The following is an 18,845-nucleotide window of genomic DNA, read 5'->3' on the forward strand; positions in this document are numbered from 1 at the left end:
TCCTCCCAGGCCCTGCGGAAGGTCTCCGCGACGGCCCGGGACGCGGAGGCGGACGCGGGGAACACGGACGAGTCGATGTGCAGCAACGTGGCCATCAGGAAATCTCCAATGAGCAGTGAACCGGCCGGCGCCCGCGGGGTGGCAGGGCGCCCGCCGTGCTAATTCTTCGTGCGGGACTATGGATACCACAGGGACTTACTTTTTTTCATCCCCGCACGGTGACACAGTACCCTGAAGGCATGACAGTCGAGCAAGGCCATGACGCCGGGGCGTGCAAGCGGGTGGACAACGGCATCACCCGCGTCTTCCAGTTGCTCGGAAAGCGCTGGACCGGCCCGATCGTGGCCGTGCTCATCGGACAGCCGGCCCACTTCGCCGACCTGCGCCGGGCGATCCCCGGGATCAGCGAGCGCATGCTCTCCGACCGGCTCACCGAGCTCGGCGCCGCGGGACTCGTCGTGCGCGAGGTGGAGGAGGGCCCGCCGCTACGGGTCTCCTACCGGCTGACCGAATCCGGGGCCGCCCTGGAACCCGCCCTCAAGGAACTCGGGGACTGGGCGGAGAAGCACCTGCCGGACAGCGGGCCCTGTTAGTCGACTTACCCGACCGGCCGACCCCGCCGACGGGAGCCCGACCCACTTAGTAATGGGATCCATTTTCATGTAGCGTCTGTGTCACTCCCCCCGGGGGGAGTGACGAACGCGCCCAGGAAGGATCCCGATGGCCGTCCCCAAGCGGAAGATGTCCCGCAGCAACACCCGCCACCGCCGCGCCCAGTGGAAGGCGAGCACGCCGCGGCTCGTGCCGGTCACGATCGAGGGCGTCAGCCACCTCGTGCCGCAGAACCTGGTCAAGGCGTACGAGCGCGGGCTGCTGCGCCCCGAGGGCTGAGCGAGGATGCCGTACGGCCGACTGCCCGTCACCGTCCTGTCCGGGTTCCTCGGGGCGGGCAAGACCACGCTGCTCAACCACGTCCTCGCCAATCGCGAGGGGCTGCGCGTCGCCGTGATCGTCAACGACATGAGCGAGATCAACGTCGACGCCGCGCTGGTACGCGGCGGTGAGGCCGCGCTGTCGCGCACCGAGGAGCGGCTGGTCGAGATGACCAACGGGTGCATCTGCTGCACCCTGCGCGACGACCTCCTGGAGGAGGTCGACCGGCTGGCCCGCGAGGGCCGCTTCGACCACCTTCTGATCGAGTCGTCCGGCATCTCCGAGCCGATGCCGGTGGCCGCCACCTTCGCGTTCGCCCGCGACGACGGCGCCACCCTGGGCGATCTGGCCCGTCTGGACACCATGGTCACCGTCGTCGACGCGGCCAACTTCCTGGCAGAGCTGGCGAGCGGCGACGAACTCGTCGAGCGGGGCCTCGACCAGCACGAGGACGACGAGCGCACCGTCAGCGACCTGCTGATGGACCAGGTCGAGTTCGCCGACGTCCTCGTGCTGAACAAGCTCGACCTGGTGGACACCGCCACCGCCGAAAGGCTGCGGGCGACCCTGGCGCGCCTCAACCCGGCCGCCCGCGTCGTCCCCGCCACCCACGGCCGGGTCGACCTCCAACAGGTCCTGGACACCGGCCTTTTCGACCTGGAGCGCGCCCAGCAGGCGCCGGGCTGGGTCCGGGAGCTCAACGGGGACCATGTTCCGGAGACGGAGGAGTACGGCATCTCCTCGACCGTGTTCCGCTCCGAACTGCCTTTCCATCCCGGCCGGTTGTGGACCTTCGTGACCCAGGAGCTGGACGGCGGCGACCACGGGCGGATTCTGCGCTCCAAGGGTTTCTTCACCCTGGCGAGCCGCCCGCAGGTGACGGGCCTGTGGTCGCAGGCGGGTTCCGTCGCCCGCTTCGAGCCGTCCGCCGCACGCGACGAGGAGGCCCCGTACGCTCAGGAACTGGTCTTCATCGGTACGGAGCTGAAGGCCGACGCCCTGCACACCGCACTGGCCGAGTGTCTGATGCACGACGGCGAGGAACCGCCGTCCGGCGACCCGTTCCCCGCCTGGGACACCTATGGCATCGACGACACCTGCGACCACGAACACTCCGCCGTGGCGGGGACCTGAGACCCCGGGTCGGGCGGTGGACGCAGCCACGGCACCGCCCGACCCGGTACGGACACCGAAACGGGAGACTGCCATGACAGAGCACGGTGTACGTCTGGGCACGGTTCAGGAGACCCTGCTCATCCCGCTGTACGGACGCGCGGTGGAAAGCCGCAAGAAGGACGCCGCACTGCGCGACGCCCGGGCCGAGGAGATCGTGACCTCGATCGACTACGACTTCGCCCGCTTCGACAACGGACCGAGCCTCATCGGCACGGTCCTGCGCACCAGCCTGTTCGACCGGTGGGTGGCCGACTTCCTGGCCGAACACCCGGGCGGCACGGTCATCGAGATCGGCACAGGCCTCAACACACGATACGAGCGCGTCGACACCGGCCGCGCCCGCTGGTTCGACCTCGATCTGCCCGACGTGATCGACCTGCGCCGGACGTTCTTCACCGACACTGCCCGCCGCACGATGATCGCCTCGTCGGTGACGGACGAGGCATGGGCCGACTCCGTCGCCGCACAGTCGGACGGCCCCTGCTTCCTCGCCGCCGAAGCGGTGCTGCCCTACCTGCCCGAAGCGGAGGTGCGCAAGGTCCTCACCCTGCTCGCCGAGCGCTTCCCCGGCGCGCTGCTCGCCCTGGACACCGCCGGTCCCGGGATCATCGCCACCCAGGACCAGCACGACGCGCTGAGCAAGGTCGACGCCAAGATGCAGTGGTCGTGCGCGGATCCGGCCGAACTCACCGACCGGCGACCGGGGACCCGACTGCTCGCCTCCCACACACTCACCAGCCTGCCCGCCACGATGTACGACGAACTGCCGACGGCGTATCAGGAGATGCTCAGCGACCTCAAGGCCCAGCGGCTGCCGCAGGTGGAGGAGTACCGGATCAACCTGCTCCGACTCCCCTGACCCAGCGACCGCACGGCGCCCAACTCGCCTTTTTCGCAGGCGAGTTGGGCGCCCGCCGAGTTGACACAAGGGTGCCGACGGCCGCCTCCACGGCGGGCGTCGGCACCCTTGGTCGTCGCTCAGGCAGCCAGCGCGGCAGGCTCGTCCGCCGCGGCGAGCAGGTCGATGAGCGCGGTGCGGGCCCGGTTGACCCGGGACCGGACCGTCCCGACCGGGCAGTCGGCCAACTCGGCGACCTCCGCGTACGGCAGCCCGAGCAGCTGGGTGAGGACGAACGCCTCCCGGCGCTCCTCCGGCAGCGTCGCGAGCAGGTCGAGCAGGGCGATGCCGTCGTCGAAGCCCGGCAGATCGCGCGGCTGGGCCAGCTCCACGGCCAGCCGCCAGTCCGGTACGTCACTCAGACGCGGCCGGGCGGAGGCGTACCGGTAGCTGTCGATCACCGCACGGCGGGCGATGGACAGCAGCCAGGCACGCGCGGAGGAGCGGCCCTCGAATCGGTGCAGGCTGCCGAGCGCCCGCAGGAACGTGTCCTGCGCCAGGTCGTCGACGGCCTGGGGGTCGGCGCACAGATGGGCGACGTAGCGCAGGACGTCGCGGTGCAGGGCACGGACGAAGTGGTCGACGGCCTCCGGGTCGCCGCCGCGGGCGGCAAGCGCCCAGGCGGTAATCGACTCGTCGGCAGTCTCGGTCCCGTGGTCCTCGGTTCGCGCGCGGAACGTCTCGCGGCGTTTCTCGTACGAGGCGGGCAGGGCAGGAGTGATCACCTGGTGTCCTTCTCGGTCATCCGGGAGCCCGGCCGGCGGCGCGCACAGGCACGCTGCGGCGGGATCCGGCGAGTGGGGATTCAGGCCGTACGGGACCCTGCGGGGCGTCCTGATGCCCGCGCGGGCGTACGACCGTGGCCCGAGGCGCCTCGGGGCTGCCTCGGGAAGCCGGCTGTCGTCAGACGACAGCAGTCCCCAGGGGCGGACCCCGCAAGGTGATCGCGTGGACGAGGAGGAGTCGGCGCGGTGACCGTGCCGAACTGCGCCGCCGCGGCCGCGGGCGCGGGGCCCGCGGCGGGGCGGGCACGGCGAGCGGCAGCCGCAGCGGCGCCGCCAGCCATCCGGCCACGGCGCGCAGAATGCGGAAGGCGGCACGCTCGCCGTGGGCGAGCCACAGGCCGGACAGCAGTGCGGCCAGCAGGTGGGCGGCGATCATCCCTGACGAGGACGAACCGCCCATGACGTGGCCCGCGGTATGGCCCAGGTCCATGGCGTCCATCGAGTGCATGGGCATCGAGCCCATGTGCATCGAGGACATGTGCGCGGCGGACATGTCGTGGCCCATGGCACCCGTGTCCGAAGGCACGGTGTGCTGTCCCCCGGTCGCCGACTGCGCGAGGGAGAACGCCGAGTGCAGCGCCGTCTGGGCGGTGGCCACGACGGCCACGATCAGCGGCAGCCCGCGTTCCCGGCCCGCCAGACACCACCCCCCGGCGGTGGTCACGGCGGCGCCGCCGACCAGCGCCCACCAGGGCACATGGCTGCCGGACATCAGTACGTGGCCCAGGGCGGCGAGCAGCACACAGACGGCCGCGAACACCGCGGCCCGAATTGTGCGAGAACACCACCCAGCAGTCATGACGGCCTCATCCTTGCATCCGGCGTCCCGGTGTCACCCGTAGGTACGGAAATCGGCGGGGTCCGCGACTCAATCCGAGCCATGTGACACGAGCCACATGCACATGCCGAACGTGGCCACAACAAATGGGAAAGGCAAGGAGGTTACCCACTCCTTGCCACTCTCAACATATAGCGCACGGGGGGCCTTGCGGCAAGCCCCGGGTCGTGCCGCAGAATCTCCGGCCGAGGCCAGAAACTGCGGAAATCAGGGATGCGCGAAGCGTGTGTTCCCTTGCCCGCCCGGACTGCGCGGAGCAGCTGGCCGACAGCCTTGTCGAATGGGGGGTTTCATGTTTGACGTGATCGTTGCCGGCGGCGGACCGACCGGCTTGATGCTGGCCGGCGAGTTGCGGCTGCACGGTGTGCACGTGGTCGTGCTGGAGAAGGAGGCGGAGCCGACCAGGTATGTCCGCGCGCTCGGCCTGCACGTGCGCAGCATCGAGGTGATGGACCAGCGCGGTCTGCTGGAGCGGTTCCTCGCGCACGGCAAGCAGTACCCGCTCGGCGGTTTCTTCGCCGCCATCGCCAAGCCCTCGCCCGACCGGCTGGACACCGCGCACGGCTACGTTCTCGGCATCCCGCAGCCCACCACCGACCGCCTGCTGGCCGAGCACGCCACCGAGCTCGGCGCCGAGATCCGGCGCGGCTGCGAAGTGGTCGGGCTGAGCCAGGACGACCACGGGGTGACCGTCGAGCTGACCGACGGCACGCGGCTGCGCTCGCGCTACCTCGTCGGCTGCGACGGCGGCCGCAGCACGGTGCGCAAGCTGCTCGGCGTCGGTTTCCCCGGCGAGCCCTCCACGGTCGAGACGCTGCTGGGCGAGATGGAGGTGGCCGTACCGGCGGAGGAACTGGCCGCCGTGGTGGCCGAGGTCAACAAGACCCAGAAGCGGTTCGGCGCCGCGCCCTTCGGGGAGGACGGGGTGCACCGGGTCGTCGTACCCGCCGAGGGGCTGGCCGAGGACCGTACGGTCCCGCCGACCCTCGAGGAGTTCAAGCAACAGCTGCGGGCGGTCGCCGGAACCGACTTCGGCGTGCACTCACCGCGCTGGCTGTCCCGCTTCGGCAACGCCACCCGGCAGGCCGAGCGCTACCGGGTAGGCCGGGTGCTGCTGGCCGGCGACGCGGCGCACATCCACCCGCCGACCGGCGGGCAGGGGCTCAACCTCGGTATCCAGGACGCGTTCAACCTCGGCTGGAAACTGGCCGCCGAGGTGAACGGCTGGGCACCGGAGGGGCTGTTGGACAGCTACCACACCGAACGGCACCCGGTGGCCGCCGACGTGCTGGACAACACCCGCGCACAGATGGAGCTGATGTCCACCGAGCCGGGCCCCCAGGCGGTGCGCCGACTGGTGTCGGAGCTCATGGACCTCGAGGAGGTGAACCGGTACCTGATCGAGAAGATCACTGCGATGGGGGTCCGCTACGACTTCGGCGAGGGGCATGACCTGCTCGGCCGGCGGATGCGGGACGTGGAGCTGAAGCGGGGGCGACTCTACGAGCTGATGCACGGCGGCCGCGGGCTGCTGCTGGACCGGACCGGCCGGCTCTCGGTGGCGGGCTGGGCAGACCGGGTCGACCACGTCGTCGACATCAGCGAGGAACTGGACGTGCCCGCGGTGCTGCTGCGGCCGGACGGCCACGTGGCGTGGGTCGGTGAGGACCAGCAGGATCTGCTCGGCCGGCTGCCCGAGTGGTTCGGCGCTGCCGCCGGCTGAGCGCACAGGTGTGGCTCGAAAGGACGGGAGGGGGCACGCCCTCAGCCCCAACCGGGTCGTCGTACCCGTTCGGACAGGGCTGACGGGGCTACCGTAAGGCTGCACTGTGCCCTGATCCGAGAAGTACATCCCCTTTCGAGGTGTTCCGTCGTGAGCCTGAGCATCCGCAATCAACTGCCCGGCACCGTCACCGCCGTCACCACCGGCGAGGCCATGGCGACTGTGACCGTCCGCCTCGACGGAGGTCAGGACATCACCGCGGCGATCACCCGGGAGGCGGTGCGCGACCTCGGCCTTGCCGAGGGGTCCGCCGTGCGCGCCCTCGTCAAGTCCACGGAGGTCGCCCTCGCCACCGGCAGTGTGGACGGCCTGTCCATCCGCAACAGGCTGCGCGGCACCGTGCGGGAGATCACGACGGGCGGCGCCATGGCCTCTGTCCGGATCGCGACGGAAGGCGGGGAGCTGACCTCCGCGATCACCAGGGAAGCGGTCGCCGAACTCGACCTGGAACCGGACTCCTCCGTCGTCGCGTTGATCAAGGCGACGGAGGTCTCACTCGCGGTCGGCTGATCCGAACTGCGGCCGGGGCGGCGGAGGAACGCGCACGACACGCCGCAAAATTAGAACCATTCGTTTTCTTGAACCGTTCGTGTTCTTGAGGGTAGGTTCGGCGGCATGACCGCATCCCGGCCCCCGACCACCGCTGAGGAGTTGCGCGGTGCCGGCCTGCGGGTGACGGCCGCCCGTGTCGCGCTGCTCGAGACCGTCCGGGCCGGTGACCACCTCGGCGTCGAGGCGATCGCCTCCGGCGTGCGCGAGCGTGTCGGCCATGTCTCCCTCCAAGCCGTGTACGAGGCCCTCCACGCCCTCACTGCGGCGGGTCTCGTACGCCGCATCGAACCGGCCGGCAGTCCGGCCCGGTTCGAGGGGCGCGTCGGGGACAACCACCACCACGTCGTCTGCCGGTCGTGCGGTGCCGTCGCCGACGTCGACTGCGCGCGCGGCGATGCCCCCTGTCTGACCGCGTCCGACGACCACGGCTTCTCGATCGACGAGGCCGAGGTCATCTACTGGGGCGTGTGCCCCGGCTGTTCCACCCGCCGCAGTACCTGAGCACCGTGATCCACCACGTCCGGAAGGATTTCCATGGCTGAGAACCCCGATGCAATCGTCACCGACCCCAAGGCGGAGACCACAGGCGGCTGCCCGGTCGCGCACGGGCGCGCCGCGCACCCGACCCAGGGCGGCGGCAACCGCCAGTGGTGGCCGGAGCGCCTCAACCTGAAGATCCTCGCCAAGAACCCCGCCGTGGCCAACCCGCTCGGTGAGGAGTTCGACTACGCCGAGGCGTTCAAGGCCCTCGACCTCGCGGCCGTGAAACGGGACATCGCCGAGGTGCTGACCACCTCGCAGGACTGGTGGCCCGCCGACTTCGGCAACTACGGCCCGCTGATGATCCGTATGGCCTGGCACAGCGCGGGCACCTACCGGACCAGCGACGGCCGCGGTGGCGCCGGCGCCGGACAGCAGCGCTTCGCCCCGCTCAACAGCTGGCCGGACAACGGCAACCTCGACAAGGCGCGCCGTCTGCTGTGGCCGGTCAAGAAGAAGTACGGCCAGAGCATCTCCTGGGCCGACCTGATGATCCTCACCGGCAACGTCGCCCTGGAGCAGATGGGCTTCAAGACCTTCGGCTTCGGCGGTGGCCGCGAGGACGTCTGGGAGCCGGAGGAGGACGTGTACTGGGGTCCCGAGACCACCTGGCTCGACGACCAGCGCTACACCGGCGACCGGGAGCTGGAGAACCCGCTCGGCGCGGTCCAGATGGGCCTGATCTACGTCAACCCGGAGGGCCCGAACGGCAACCCGGACCCGATCGCCGCGGCCCGCGACATCCGTGAGACGTTCGGCCGGATGGCGATGAACGACGAGGAGACCGTCGCCCTGATCGCCGGTGGCCACACCTTCGGCAAGACCCACGGCGCCGGCCCTGCGGACCACGTCGGCAACGACCCCGAGGCCGCCTCCATGGAGGAGCAGGGCCTGGGCTGGAGGAGCACCTACGGCACCGGCAAGGGCGCGGACGCCATCACCTCCGGCCTGGAGGTCACCTGGACCACCACGCCGACCCAGTGGAGCAACGGGTTCTTCAAGAACCTCTTCGAGTACGAGTACGAGCTCACCCAGAGCCCTGCCGGCGCCCACCAGTGGGTGGCCAAGGACGCCCCGGAGATCGTCCCCGACGCGCACGACCCGTCGAAGAAGCACCGCCCGATGATGCTCACCACCGACCTGTCGCTGCGCTTCGACCCGATCTACGAGCCGATCTCCCGCCGGTTCTACGAGAACCCGGAGGAATTCGCGGACGCCTTCGCCCGCGCCTGGTACAAGCTGACCCACCGCGACATGGGCCCGAAGTCGCTGTACCTCGGCCCGGAGGTCCCGGAGGAGACCCTGCTGTGGCAGGACCCGCTGCCCGAGGCGGAGGGCGAGGTCGTCGACGCCGAGGACATCGCGGTGCTCAAGGCCAAGATCCTCGACTCGGACCTGTCGGTCTCCGAGCTGGTGTCCACCGCCTGGGCGTCGGCCTCCACCTTCCGCGGCAGCGACAAGCGCGGCGGCGCCAACGGCGCCCGCATCCGCCTCGAGCCGCAGCGCGGCTGGGAGGTCAACGAGCCCGACCAGCTGGCGACGGTGCTGCGCACCCTGGAGGGCATCCAGCGGGAGTTCAACTCCGGTGCCAAGAAGGTGTCCCTGGCCGATCTGATCGTGCTCGCCGGTGGCGCCGCGATCGAGAAGGCCGCCAAGGACGGCAGCTTCGACATCGAGGTCCCCTTCACGCCGGGCCGCGTGGACGCCTCGCAGGAGCAGACGGACGCGGAGTCGTTCGCCGCGCTCGAACCGACCGCCGACGGGTTCCGCAACTACCTCGGCAAGGGCAACCGGCTGCCCGCCGAGTACCTGCTCCTGGACCGGGCGAACCTGCTGACCCTGAGCGCCCCCGAGATGACGGCCCTCGTCGGTGGCCTGCGCGTCCTGGGCGCGAACCACCAGCAGTCGCCGCTCGGCGTCTTCACCGACACGCCCGGCGCTCTGACCAACGACTTCTTCGTCAACCTGCTCGACCTGGGTACGACGTGGAAGGCGACGTCCGAGGACCAGACCACGTTCGAGGGCCGCGACGCGGCCACGGGCGAGGTCAAGTGGGCCGGCACCCGCGCCGACCTGGTCTTCGGCTCGAACTCCGAGCTGCGCGCCCTGGCGGAGGTCTACGCCAGCGATGACGCGAAGGAGAAGTTCGTGAACGACTTCGTCGCGGCGTGGAGCAAGGTCATGGACCTGGACCGGTTCGACCTCGTCTGATCCTTCCGATCATTCCGACCACGACGTCCGGGCCGGTCCGCACGGGCCGGCCCGGACGTCCGGTCTCCCGGGGTTCAACTCGTGCTCGGAGTGAGCACCACGAAGTCCGCGCTCGACGGGTCGAGGCAGACGGCCAGCCGGCCGACGCCCTCCGCGTCCTCCGGCCCCATCTGCACGCTGCCGCCGTTCCCGGTGACCGCGGCGACCGCGGCGTCGCAGTCGGCGACGGCGAAGACGGGGTGCCAGTACGGCCTCCCGTTCGCCGGCGCAAGATTCTCCTTGGGGAGCTCCATGACACCGCCGTGCATACGCTCCTCGGGGAGCCCGGCGGGAGTGATGAGGGAGTACGTACCCCCGCCGCCCGGCAGCTCCATGTCACTGAACTGCCAGCCGAAGACACCGCCGTAGAACTCCTTCGCAGCCGCGGCGTCGCTCGTGTACAGCTCGGTCCACGACAGCGAGCCCGGCTGGTCCACCAGCTCGAGGCCCTTGTTCGTCCCCGGCTGCCAGACGGCGAACTGGCCCCCCAGCGGATCGCTGTACTGCGCCATCCGGCCCCACTCGTCGAGGTCCATCGGCGCCACCCGCACCGTGCCGCCCGCACGCTCCACGGCCTGGGTCGTGGCGTCCGCGTCGGTGACGCAGTAGTAGATCATCCAGGCCGAGCGGGCACCCTCCTCGGTCAGCTTGCCGAGCCCGGCGACGATCTTGCCGTCCTTCCGGAACATCCCGCCTTCCATGTCCTCCCCCTCCCCCATGGACTCGTACTCCCAGCCGAGCACCGCGCCGTAGAAGGCCGCGGCAGCCCGCACGTCGGGGGCACCGAGGTCGAGCCAACAGGGGGAGCCGGGGACGAAGTCAGTGGTGATCACGGCGATTCCCTTTCGCAGATCCTGTGTGACCTCAGCGTGGCACCCGGCACTGACAATCACCCGGCGACCGGCCGGTGCCGGGCGCACACTGGAAGCGGAAGGCCATCCGTCATGATCCGCACATGGAGGTGGGCCGTGAGCACCCTCGAAGAACATGTCGACGTCGGAGTCCCGGTCGACAAGGCCTGGGAGAGCCTGCACCGGGTGGAGAACTATCCGCGCTTCGTGGAGGGAGTACGCGCCGCCCGCACGGACGCGGGAGGCCGAGCGCATCTGGACGTCGAGACCGGCGGACGGGCCCGGGAGTTCGACGCCGAGGTCTCCGACCACGGCGACGAACGCGTGATGGAGTGGCACACCGCGGGCGCCCCCGAGCTGGCGGGCTCCTTCTCGCTGCAGCCCCTCGACCAGAACCACACCCGGGTCCAGGCACGGCTCGAGTACGACCCCGGCACGATCAGGGAGGCCTTCGGCGGGCCGAAGGGATTCGCCCAGGCGAACGCGATCGAGCGGCTCGTCCGCAGCGATCTGGAGCACTTCAAGGAGTACGTGGAACAAGAACGGTGAGCGGGGTGGCGCCGCATGCCGTACGTCGCCGTGAGCGCGCTGAGCCATCCCGGGCTGCTGCGTGACCGTAACGAGGACAGCCTCGTCATCGGCCCGTGGACGCTGTGCGCCACCGTGACCGAGAGTCCGCAGACCCTGGTCTTCCCGCTCGGGACGCCCCTCGTCGTCGCCGTCGCCGACGGCCTCGGCGGGCATCCCGGCGGCGAGGTGGCCAGCGCCCTGGTGGCCCGCCGGATCGCGTCGATCGGTCCCGCCCTGAACAGCGAGGACGCCGTATGCAGCGCCCTGAACGCCTGCAACCGCGCCGTTTTCGAGGCGGCCGGCGGCGACGCGGAAAGCGAGCTGGCGACCATGGGGACGACGGTGGCCGGAATCGTCGTACAACGCGAGTCGCTGCTGGCGTTCAACGTCGGTGACAGCCGGGTCTACGCGGCCTCGCACGGCAGGCTGCGCCAGGTGAGCATCGACGACAGCCCACCGCTCGAACCCGGGCAGCGCACCACGTCCGTGGTCACCCAGTGCCTGGGCGGCAGCCCCGTCCACCGCGCCGTCGTCCCCCACGTGACGACCGAGTCCCTGTCACCCGGCGATCGCTACCTCATCTGCACGGACGGTCTGACCGACCCGCTGACGACGGACGTGCTCGACGAGGTGCTGCGGGAGCACGACGACGGACGTGCGGCCTTCGAGCTGTGGAAGGCCGCCATCGCGGCGGGCGGCCCCGACAACATCACGCTGGCGGTGGTACGCGTCGGCGACGAGTAGGGCTGCTGACGGCCGATCACGAGCGCGTACCGTTTGCCCCGCTGCCTCGCCAGGAAGGCCGACGTATTCTTCGCCCGTGGCTGACACCGAGCTGATGCGGCTTCCCGGCATGCCGCTGCACGATCCGTTCGTCGTCGCCGACGAGAAGACCCGCACCTACCACCTCTACACATCCAACGACCCCTCGGTGTCGGGCGTGGACGGCACCGGCACGATGGTCTACCGCAGCCACGACCTGCGCGACTGGATGCGCCCTGTGGTGGTGTTCCTGACCGCCGGACAGAAGGGAATCTGGGCGACCGACGGCGGTTGGGCGCCGGAGGTGCACGAATGGGGCCGCAGGTACTACCTGTTCACCACCCTGCACAGCCGGAGCAAGCCGCTTCCGGTACCACCACCCGGCCAATGGGGCACCCCCTTCCAGCTCGCGAACCACATGCGCGGCACGGTCATCGCCGTTTCCGACTCACTGCTGGGGCCCTTCACCGTCATCGACCCGTCACGCCCCACCCCGCCCGAACACCTCATGACCCTCGACGGCACGCTCTACGCCGACCCGTCCGGGCAGCCCTGGATGGTGTACGCACACGAGTGGCTGCAGACCGTCGACGGAACGATGGAGGCGATCCGACTCGCCCCGGACCTGTCGGGAACCGTCGGAGACCCGGTCTTCCTGTTCAAGGCGTCGGACGCGTTCTGGCTCAGCGAGCAGATCCCCAGCGGCGTACCGCATCAGCTCCCGCCCTATGTCACCGACGGCCCGCAGCTGTACCGCCCCCCTGACGGCTCCCTGATCATGCTGTGGTCCACGTACGAAAAGAACATGACGGGCCAGGACGGCACCGTCGGCGGCGGCTATGTGCAGACCTACGCCGTCTCGAAGTCCGGCAACCTTGCAGGGCCTTGGCAGCAGCACCGGCCGTTGGTCCGCGACGACAGCGGTCACGGCATGCTGTTCCACACCTTCGACGGCCGGCTGATGATGGTCCTCCACCGCCCCTTCGACAACGCGCGCGGGAAGCTGTACGAGATGCAGCTCCTCGGCCATGAGCTACGGATCCTCCGCCGACGTGACGACCTCGACGGTGGTGGATGACGACGAGTCCAGCAGCACCACGGCTGTAGTCCGACCGCCATTGAGCGACGGCGGCTCTGCCGACCGGAGACTCATGCGCCGCCCGCCGCGGTCAGCCCAGCTCGGCCACCTCGGCCCGCTGTACGCAGCCGTCGCCCGGGCGACCGGACCCCCGCCCGACCCGCCCCGCCCTGGGCGCGGGGCGGGCAACCACCCGCCGGCGGCATCTGCAGTCACAGCTCTCCGGTGCGCAGCACCTCCGGGCCGTGGTCGGCTCGACACATCCAGCCCTCCGCCGCCTACTGGCCCACCGGCCGCGCTGACGTCGTGGGGCTCTCCCCCGTCTCGGGGGGCGCCGCACAGGAACCGCTGGTGGAGCAGTTCCTGCGCATCGCCCGCGAGCAAGGCCATCAGGCCAAGGGCCCGTTGTCAGAGGCATGCGCTTGGATGTCCTGAGCACACGATGCGCACGCTCGAGCGGCCTGAGACAGAGAGGTGGACACCGCCATGGGACTGGTGGCGTTGGACTTGCCCGCACCGGCACAGCTGCGCGGACGCTGGGCGGCTTTCGCAGCGGTCTGTGCTGCCCGTAAATGGGGCTCCATGTGCCATGCCGAGGGCCGCGTCTGGCACTTCGACGACGCGGGTGGCAACTGGCTCAAGCTGCACCACCTCGACGAGGGCCGTGCGGTGCTGACAGGCAACGACCACGAGTACTCGGAGACGTACTACGGCCCTGCCGCGGAGGAGTTCGGCGAGGAGGAGACCGATCTGCTCGCCGGAGCACCGGACTGGTGGCGGCCCGTCGTGCAGCAGACCCTGGACGCAGAGGACTATGTCGGCTTCGTCTACGGCTTCGACGGCGCCGACGGATGGAAACGCGCCGAGTACAGCGTCGACGACGGTTTTCGCAGCGTGGGCCTGCCCGCCCTGAGCCTCGAGGAGACCCGCGAGAGCATCGCGGTATTCACGAGGAACGCCCCGGGACTGAACGGCGCGGCTCCACCCCAGGCCGCCGTCGACGCGCTGATCGCCGCCGACGGCGACGTCACGGAGGATCACGTGATCGCGGTCATCGGGAAGGGCGGCTGGGACCCCGCGGCGGGCGCGGCCGCAGCCAGGAAGTTCCTGGCCTTCTGACCAGGCGCAGCGACGAAGCGTTTGCGGACACGGCACCGGCCTTCGTCAGTGCCAGTTCTCGGCGTCGTACATGTACACGACCAGGGCGCGGCCTTCGGTGCGCGAGGCGGTGCGGGCCACCGCGACGGCGGCGGCGCGGTCGTAGGCGTCGTCCGGGGCGGTCATCGAGGCCGGCGAGGTCAGGACCCGGTACCCGCAGACACTGCGCCGCCAGTTGTCCAGGTACAGCGTCTCGCCGGCAGGCGGGTCCACCGGGTCGACGCGGGGGTCGCGGTGCAGCACCGGCCATTCGCGTACGACATCGCCGTGGCGCAGGACGGCCACTTTCTGCGCCATGCGGAGGATCTTGTATCCCCACGGGATCGATCTGTGCAGATCCGGATCGCGGAATCTGGCGGGATCGGTGAACGCGGACGTGGGCCGGTGGCCGCCGAAGAGGACGTACTGCGTCTCGGTGCGCTCGCTGTCGAAGGGGTCGACACGGTCCGCCTCGGTCGGCGGGTACGGCCAGTAGTCCATGCCGCCGATCCTGCCAGGCTCCTCAGGAGCGACCAGACGGGGTGCGCCGAGTTCGTCGGCGGTGCGCCGCAGCACGGGCAGGGCGGCCTCACGGACGCCGGCCGCGTACCCGCGAGCCGGCGCGACCGTGCCGGAACCGGACAAGGGGACGAGTGAGAGCGTGCTCCCCCGTGCCGCTCCCACCCGGGAGCGCGGGAAAAGCAACGAGGGGCCGTTCGGAAAACGACCCCTCATCTGCGACTTTCGAATGTTCGAAAAGTCGGGACGACGGGATTTGAACCTGCGACCCCTTGACCCCCAGTTGGGTGCTCCATGAGCGGCGTGCGAAGGATCGTTCTTCGAGGTCACTGTCCAGCGTACTCAGCCGGGTAAAGGAGTGAACCGCTCCGGGATCGGTGGAGGCTCGAGCCCGTACCGAGTTGCGTGGAAGCGGCGGTCAGTGGAGCGTGTGAGGGCGCTCCGCCGGCCGCCGCCTTCGTGCGTCCGTGCGTCAATGCGTCAGTGCGTCAGGCTTGACCGGCGCCTCCGCCACCGGGGCCGTATGCCGCTGTCCCGTCACGCTGCCGAGCCAGCCGAGCAGGAACGCGACGGGCAGCGACACCAGGGCGACTGTCTGGAGCGGGAACCAGTCGATGTGCCACTCGGGCACCAGCGCCATCGGGTTGCCCGAGAAGACGGGGCTGCACACCTGGAGTCCGATCGCGGAGCCCAGGCCGCCGTACAGCGTCCACAGCAGTCCCCGGCGCGTGAAGCCGCGCCAGAACAACGCGTACACCAGCGCCGGGAGCAGGCAGGAGGCCGCCACCGCCAGGGAGAGCGTGGACAGGAAGCCCATGTTCCAGCCCTGGACCCACACCGCGCAGCAGATGCTCAGCATCCCGACCAGGGCGGACGCGATACGGGCCGCGGCCACCTCCCGGCCCTCGGTGGTACGCCCGCGGCGCACCACGTTGGTGACGAGATCGTGGGCGACCGCGCCCGCCGCCGCCAGGGTCACGCTCGCGACAACCGCAAGGGTCGTGAGGAACACCGCGCAGGCGACCAGCACGACGAGCCATGCCTCGCCCGTCTGCGCCGACGATCCTCCCGCCAGATCGCCGGTGAGCATCAGCAGGCTGCTGGTGGCTCCGGGATCGGCGGCGAGAATCTTCGGGGCACCGATCACCGCCGCGGCACCGAAGCCCATCACGGTGGTGACGAGGCAGACGGCGGCGACGATCCCGATGGTGTGGCGGACCGTACGTCGGGCGGCGGCCGGGTCGGGCGCGGTGTTGAGCTGGGTGGCGACATGGGGCAGGCACGCCACGCCCAGCACCACGGTGATCATCAGGCCGATGAAGTCGAGCGTGCTCTCGACCGGGCCGCCGGCGGCGAAGCGCAGGCCGGGACGCATGTAGCCCTCGGGTCGACCGCTGCCCCGAGCGGCGGTGTCGATGAGGGAGTCGGCGCTCCAGTGGAAGCGGTGGAGCAGCACCGCGGCCACGGCGAGCGCCATGGCGAGCAGGAACACTGTCTTGATGATCTGCAGCGCGATCATGCCTCGCATCCCGCCGAAGGCCGTGGCGCAGACGACGAGCGCACCGATCATGACGATGACGGTCTGTTCGGCGCCCCGTCCGGAAAGGCCGAGCAGCATGGCGGTGGTCCGGCCCGCGCCGGAGAGCTGGACGATCAGATACGGGATACAGGCGCTCAACGTGACGACGGCGGCCGCGATCCGCACGGCGGGCCCCGGGGCGCGCAGGGCGAAGGTGTCGCCGAGGGTGTAGCTGCCGCGCTCGCGCAGCGGGCCGGCCAGCAGGAGCAGGACGCCGAGCGACAGCACGGTGCACAGGGCGATGAACAGGCCGTCGAAGCCGAAGACCGCGACGGCTCCCGTCGTACCGAGCACGGTTGCGGCGGAGAGATAGACGCCGGAGAGGACGATGGCGCCCTGCACGGGGCGCAGCCTGCGGCCCGCGGTGTAGAAGTCGTTGACCCGGTCGCGCTCGGGGCCGTTGAGCACACAGATGAGCAGCATCGGGACGATGAACGTCAGAAAGCCGACGAGGACCCAGGAGCGGGTGTCGGTGTCCAGGTCGAGGGTGCCGGGTGCCCCTGCGGCGAGCAGCATCTGAGGAAGCATCAGCGCTCCCCCTGCGGCTCGTACGAGGCCTCGCCGTAGGGGGTCTCGTCGTAAGGGGCTTCGCCGTAGGGGGTGCGGTCGTAGCGCGCCGCCGTCCACAGCAGGAGCGAACTCTGGGCGAGGAGTGCGACGACGCCGAGGGTGATCTCTCCGGTGACTCGCGTGGCCAGCAGGTCCTCGGCGGTGCAGGCGAGCAGGAGGTGGACCGCGAAGGTCAGTCCGTTGACGAGCAGGAAGGATCTGCCGGGCGGGTGGGGCCGGGGTCTTTGATGGTGCTGGGGGGTGTGCGGATGGGCGTGCTGATGGGCCATGGAGCTCTCCTGGCGGGCAGGGATGCGCGCATCGCCCGGCTCGGGCGATGCCTTGCGCGGGCATTGCCCCTGACGGCATTGCCCCTGATGCGGGCTCACCAGAGCACGTACCGACCAGTCAGTCCATGCGCTTCGGGCACGCCGTTGTCCGCTCCCAACGCCGGAGGGAGGTGACTGTGCTGATGCCCATTCAGCCACCTGCGGGGAAGGAAACCGGCCACGGCGGTACGGCCGCCGGGAGAGGCGAGGGGCATGCGCGGCGGCCCGAGCCGGGGCACGCATCGCGTGCTCGCGGTGGACATACGTCGCAACCTGCGGCCTCAGCCGTCCACGTCGCGATCCCAGGCGTCCGCGCCGCCGAGGACGGCCGCAGGCCCGAGCAGTTGGAGTGCGTCGAACGCGAGCGTGAGCCGTACGAGGTCACGGGGGCGGGACAGTTCGAGCCCTGTGATCTGTTCGAAGCGGCGCAGCCGGTTCAACACCGTGTTGCGGTGGCACAGCATGTGCCGGGCCGCCTGGACCGCCGAGCCGCCCTTCTCGATCCACACCCCGAGCGTGTCGATCAGCGTTTCGCGGTCGGCGGGCTCCAGGTCGTACAGCGGCCGGAGCACCCGCAGGGCGAGTTCGGCGGACAGGTCGGGCCGTGAGATGAGCAGACCGTCGGGCAGACGGGCGTCGAGCCGGGCGACCTCGCCGTCTCCCCGGCAGGTGCGCAGGGCGAGTCCGGCCATGTCCCGCGCCCGGGGCAGGTTCTCCAGACCCTGGACGACCGGGCTGACGCCGATGCGCATGCCGGGACCGGCGTCGAGGGCGGAGACAAGCGCGTCGAGCGGGCGGTCGCCGAGATGGGCGACGAGCACATCGCGCCGGCCCCCGGTGTGGCGCAGGACGCGCATGCCGCGGATCTCCGGGACGGCGTCGGGCGTGCGGCCGAAGGGCGGCGTGGCCCGTATCTCCGCGACCGCGAAGCGTCCGTCGGGCGGCAGGTTGAGGATCGACGCCGCGTCCCGGATGAACGCCGGATCGTTGCGGCTCTCCAGTACGGCGGCGAGGATCAGGCGTACGCGCTCGGTGTGGCGGCTGGCCACACCCTTGGCGACCTGGCGGTAGGCGTCGGCCAGCAGGACGCAGTCGCGGTCGTTGCTCTTCCACACCAGCTCGGCCACGCGCACGAGGTGGCGCTGGTCGCCGAGGCCGTCCCGCTCCACGGCGCCGATGATCCCGCTCCAGACCTCCGATCCGGCTACCCGGAAGGCGTGCAGTACCTCGTCGAGGGGGCGGTTCTCCTCGGCCCGGCGGATGCCGAGCTCACGGGTGTAGCGCTCGACGTCCATGATCCGGTCCGGGTCGAGGGCGGCCTCCAGGGTGATGCGTACGCCCTTGTACACGGACTGCGGCAGGTCGGGCGGTGCGAGCACCGGGTCGGCGTAGTACGGCACCTCGGTGCGGATCTGGTCCGCCACGGTGTCGCTGAATGCCCGGCCGCACCCGAGCAGGCGCCGGCAGGCGTGGTCGAAGAGCTGGTGCGGCGAGGGCTCGTCGGCGGGCTCGGGCAGGGTCGGTGGCGAGCCGACGGCGGTGGCGCCGGGGGGTGGGCCGACGGCGGCGGCACCAGGCCGCGGACCGGCGGTGGTGGTGGCAGTGCCGGCGGTGGTGACGCGGGGGCGGACCGCGCCACGGACGGAACTGGTGTGCATGGACCCTCCAGACGGACGGGGCGTGCGAGAACAGCACGGCGGGTCGCCATGTCTTGCG

20 protein-coding genes and 1 pseudogene are annotated in these 18,845 nt (G+C 70.5%); 13 read left to right on the forward strand and 8 right to left on the reverse strand.

Features of this window, described 5'->3' with window-relative positions:
• Positions 1-95: pseudogene (locus ACFV7R_RS38665) on the reverse strand (FMN-dependent NADH-azoreductase); the annotation flags it as partial.
• Positions 96-239: 144 nt separating this feature from the next.
• On the opposite strand from ACFV7R_RS38665, the gene ACFV7R_RS38670 reads away from it, so the two are divergent.
• From ACFV7R_RS38670 to ACFV7R_RS38685, 4 genes are all read left to right on the forward strand, one after another.
• Positions 240-593 (forward strand): winged helix-turn-helix transcriptional regulator, encoded by a 354-nt coding sequence (locus ACFV7R_RS38670; RefSeq protein WP_385272763.1) that lies wholly within the window; start codon positions 240-242, stop codon positions 591-593.
• Positions 594-720: 127 nt separating this feature from the next.
• The gene (rpmF, locus tag ACFV7R_RS38675; protein WP_385272766.1) at positions 721-891 is read left to right on the forward strand and encodes a 50S ribosomal protein L32; all 171 of its coding nucleotides are present in this window, start codon (positions 721-723) and stop codon (positions 889-891) included.
• Positions 892-897: 6 nt separating this feature from the next.
• Positions 898-2,067 carry a GTP-binding protein gene (locus ACFV7R_RS38680; protein ID WP_385272769.1) on the forward strand — a complete coding sequence of 390 codons (1,170 nt, stop codon included), beginning with the start codon at positions 898-900 and terminating at the stop codon, positions 2,065-2,067.
• A 73-nt stretch (positions 2,068-2,140) separates the two neighbouring features.
• Positions 2,141-2,968 carry a class I SAM-dependent methyltransferase gene (locus tag ACFV7R_RS38685; RefSeq protein WP_385272771.1) on the forward strand — a complete coding sequence of 276 codons (828 nt, stop codon included), beginning with the start codon at positions 2,141-2,143 and terminating at the stop codon, positions 2,966-2,968.
• A 119-nt stretch (positions 2,969-3,087) separates the two neighbouring features.
• On the opposite strand, the gene ACFV7R_RS38690 is transcribed toward ACFV7R_RS38685, so the two are convergent.
• Both ACFV7R_RS38690 and ACFV7R_RS38695 read right to left on the reverse strand, forming a co-directional pair.
• The gene (locus tag ACFV7R_RS38690) at positions 3,088-3,732 is read right to left on the reverse strand and encodes a sigma-70 family RNA polymerase sigma factor (protein WP_385272774.1); all 645 of its coding nucleotides are present in this window, start codon (positions 3,730-3,732) and stop codon (positions 3,088-3,090) included.
• A 178-nt stretch (positions 3,733-3,910) separates the two neighbouring features.
• Positions 3,911-4,591, reverse strand: a complete 681-nt coding sequence (locus ACFV7R_RS38695; protein ID WP_385272777.1) for a hypothetical protein — start codon at positions 4,589-4,591, stop codon at positions 3,911-3,913.
• 331 nt (positions 4,592-4,922) lie between these two features.
• Between ACFV7R_RS38695 and rox the strand changes: the two genes are divergently transcribed.
• From rox to katG, 4 genes are all read left to right on the forward strand, one after another.
• Entirely contained in the window at positions 4,923-6,353 is a 1,431-nt protein-coding gene (gene rox, locus ACFV7R_RS38700; protein WP_385272780.1) for a rifampin monooxygenase, read from the forward strand.
• Between the two features lie 150 nt (positions 6,354-6,503).
• Complete coding sequence (locus ACFV7R_RS38705; RefSeq protein WP_385272783.1) at positions 6,504-6,923, forward strand: molybdopterin-binding protein; 420 nt, start codon at positions 6,504-6,506, stop codon at positions 6,921-6,923.
• Positions 6,924-7,028: 105 nt separating this feature from the next.
• Positions 7,029-7,466, forward strand: a complete 438-nt coding sequence (locus ACFV7R_RS38710) for a Fur family transcriptional regulator (protein WP_385272786.1) — start codon at positions 7,029-7,031, stop codon at positions 7,464-7,466.
• A 33-nt stretch (positions 7,467-7,499) separates the two neighbouring features.
• Entirely contained in the window at positions 7,500-9,716 is a 2,217-nt protein-coding gene (katG, locus tag ACFV7R_RS38715; RefSeq protein WP_385272789.1) for a catalase/peroxidase HPI, read from the forward strand.
• 74 nt (positions 9,717-9,790) lie between these two features.
• Here katG and ACFV7R_RS38720 read toward each other — a convergent pair whose 3' ends face one another.
• Positions 9,791-10,588: a VOC family protein gene (locus tag ACFV7R_RS38720; RefSeq protein WP_385272792.1), complete on the reverse strand. Its 798-nt coding sequence runs from the start codon at positions 10,586-10,588 to the stop codon at positions 9,791-9,793.
• Between the two features lie 135 nt (positions 10,589-10,723).
• Here ACFV7R_RS38720 and ACFV7R_RS38725 point away from each other — a divergent pair, with 135 nt between their 5' ends.
• The 5 genes from ACFV7R_RS38725 to ACFV7R_RS38745 all read left to right on the forward strand — a co-directional run bounded on the left by ACFV7R_RS38725 (position 10,724) and on the right by ACFV7R_RS38745 (position 14,135).
• A complete protein-coding gene (locus tag ACFV7R_RS38725; RefSeq protein ID WP_385272795.1) occupies positions 10,724-11,155 on the forward strand; it encodes an SRPBCC family protein in 432 nt (143 codons plus the stop codon).
• Positions 11,156-11,170: 15 nt separating this feature from the next.
• Positions 11,171-11,920, forward strand: coding sequence for a PP2C family protein-serine/threonine phosphatase (locus tag ACFV7R_RS38730; RefSeq protein ID WP_385272798.1), 750 nt, complete (start codon positions 11,171-11,173; stop codon positions 11,918-11,920).
• A 94-nt stretch (positions 11,921-12,014) separates the two neighbouring features.
• Positions 12,015-13,016, forward strand: a complete 1,002-nt coding sequence (locus ACFV7R_RS38735; protein ID WP_385272934.1) for a glycoside hydrolase family 43 protein — start codon at positions 12,015-12,017, stop codon at positions 13,014-13,016.
• 225 nt (positions 13,017-13,241) lie between these two features.
• On the forward strand, positions 13,242-13,451 hold the full coding sequence (locus ACFV7R_RS38740) for a hypothetical protein (RefSeq protein ID WP_385272801.1): 210 nt from the start codon (positions 13,242-13,244) through the stop codon (positions 13,449-13,451).
• Positions 13,452-13,502: 51 nt separating this feature from the next.
• Positions 13,503-14,135: a proteophosphoglycan 5 gene (locus tag ACFV7R_RS38745; RefSeq protein ID WP_385272804.1), complete on the forward strand. Its 633-nt coding sequence runs from the start codon at positions 13,503-13,505 to the stop codon at positions 14,133-14,135.
• Between the two features lie 45 nt (positions 14,136-14,180).
• On the opposite strand, the gene ACFV7R_RS38750 is transcribed toward ACFV7R_RS38745, so the two are convergent.
• The 4 genes from ACFV7R_RS38750 to ACFV7R_RS38765 form a co-directional block, all read right to left on the reverse strand.
• Positions 14,181-14,798, reverse strand: a complete 618-nt coding sequence (locus ACFV7R_RS38750; RefSeq protein WP_385272807.1) for a hypothetical protein — start codon at positions 14,796-14,798, stop codon at positions 14,181-14,183.
• A 346-nt stretch (positions 14,799-15,144) separates the two neighbouring features.
• On the reverse strand, positions 15,145-16,779 hold the full coding sequence (locus ACFV7R_RS38755) for a cation acetate symporter (protein ID WP_385272809.1): 1,635 nt from the start codon (positions 16,777-16,779) through the stop codon (positions 15,145-15,147).
• Positions 16,779-17,090 (reverse strand): hypothetical protein, encoded by a 312-nt coding sequence (locus ACFV7R_RS38760; RefSeq protein ID WP_385272812.1) that lies wholly within the window; start codon positions 17,088-17,090, stop codon positions 16,779-16,781. The genes ACFV7R_RS38755 and ACFV7R_RS38760 overlap by 1 nt, the downstream gene beginning before the upstream one ends.
• Before the next feature lie 320 nt (positions 17,091-17,410).
• On the reverse strand, positions 17,411-18,787 hold the full coding sequence (locus ACFV7R_RS38765; protein ID WP_385272815.1) for a PucR family transcriptional regulator: 1,377 nt from the start codon (positions 18,785-18,787) through the stop codon (positions 17,411-17,413).
• Positions 18,788-18,845: the final 58 nt, after the last annotated feature.

Origin of the sequence: Streptomyces sp. NPDC059866 (genome assembly GCF_042731325.1) — a bacterium.
Classification (GTDB): domain Bacteria; phylum Actinomycetota; class Actinomycetes; order Streptomycetales; family Streptomycetaceae; genus Streptomyces; species Streptomyces flavusporus.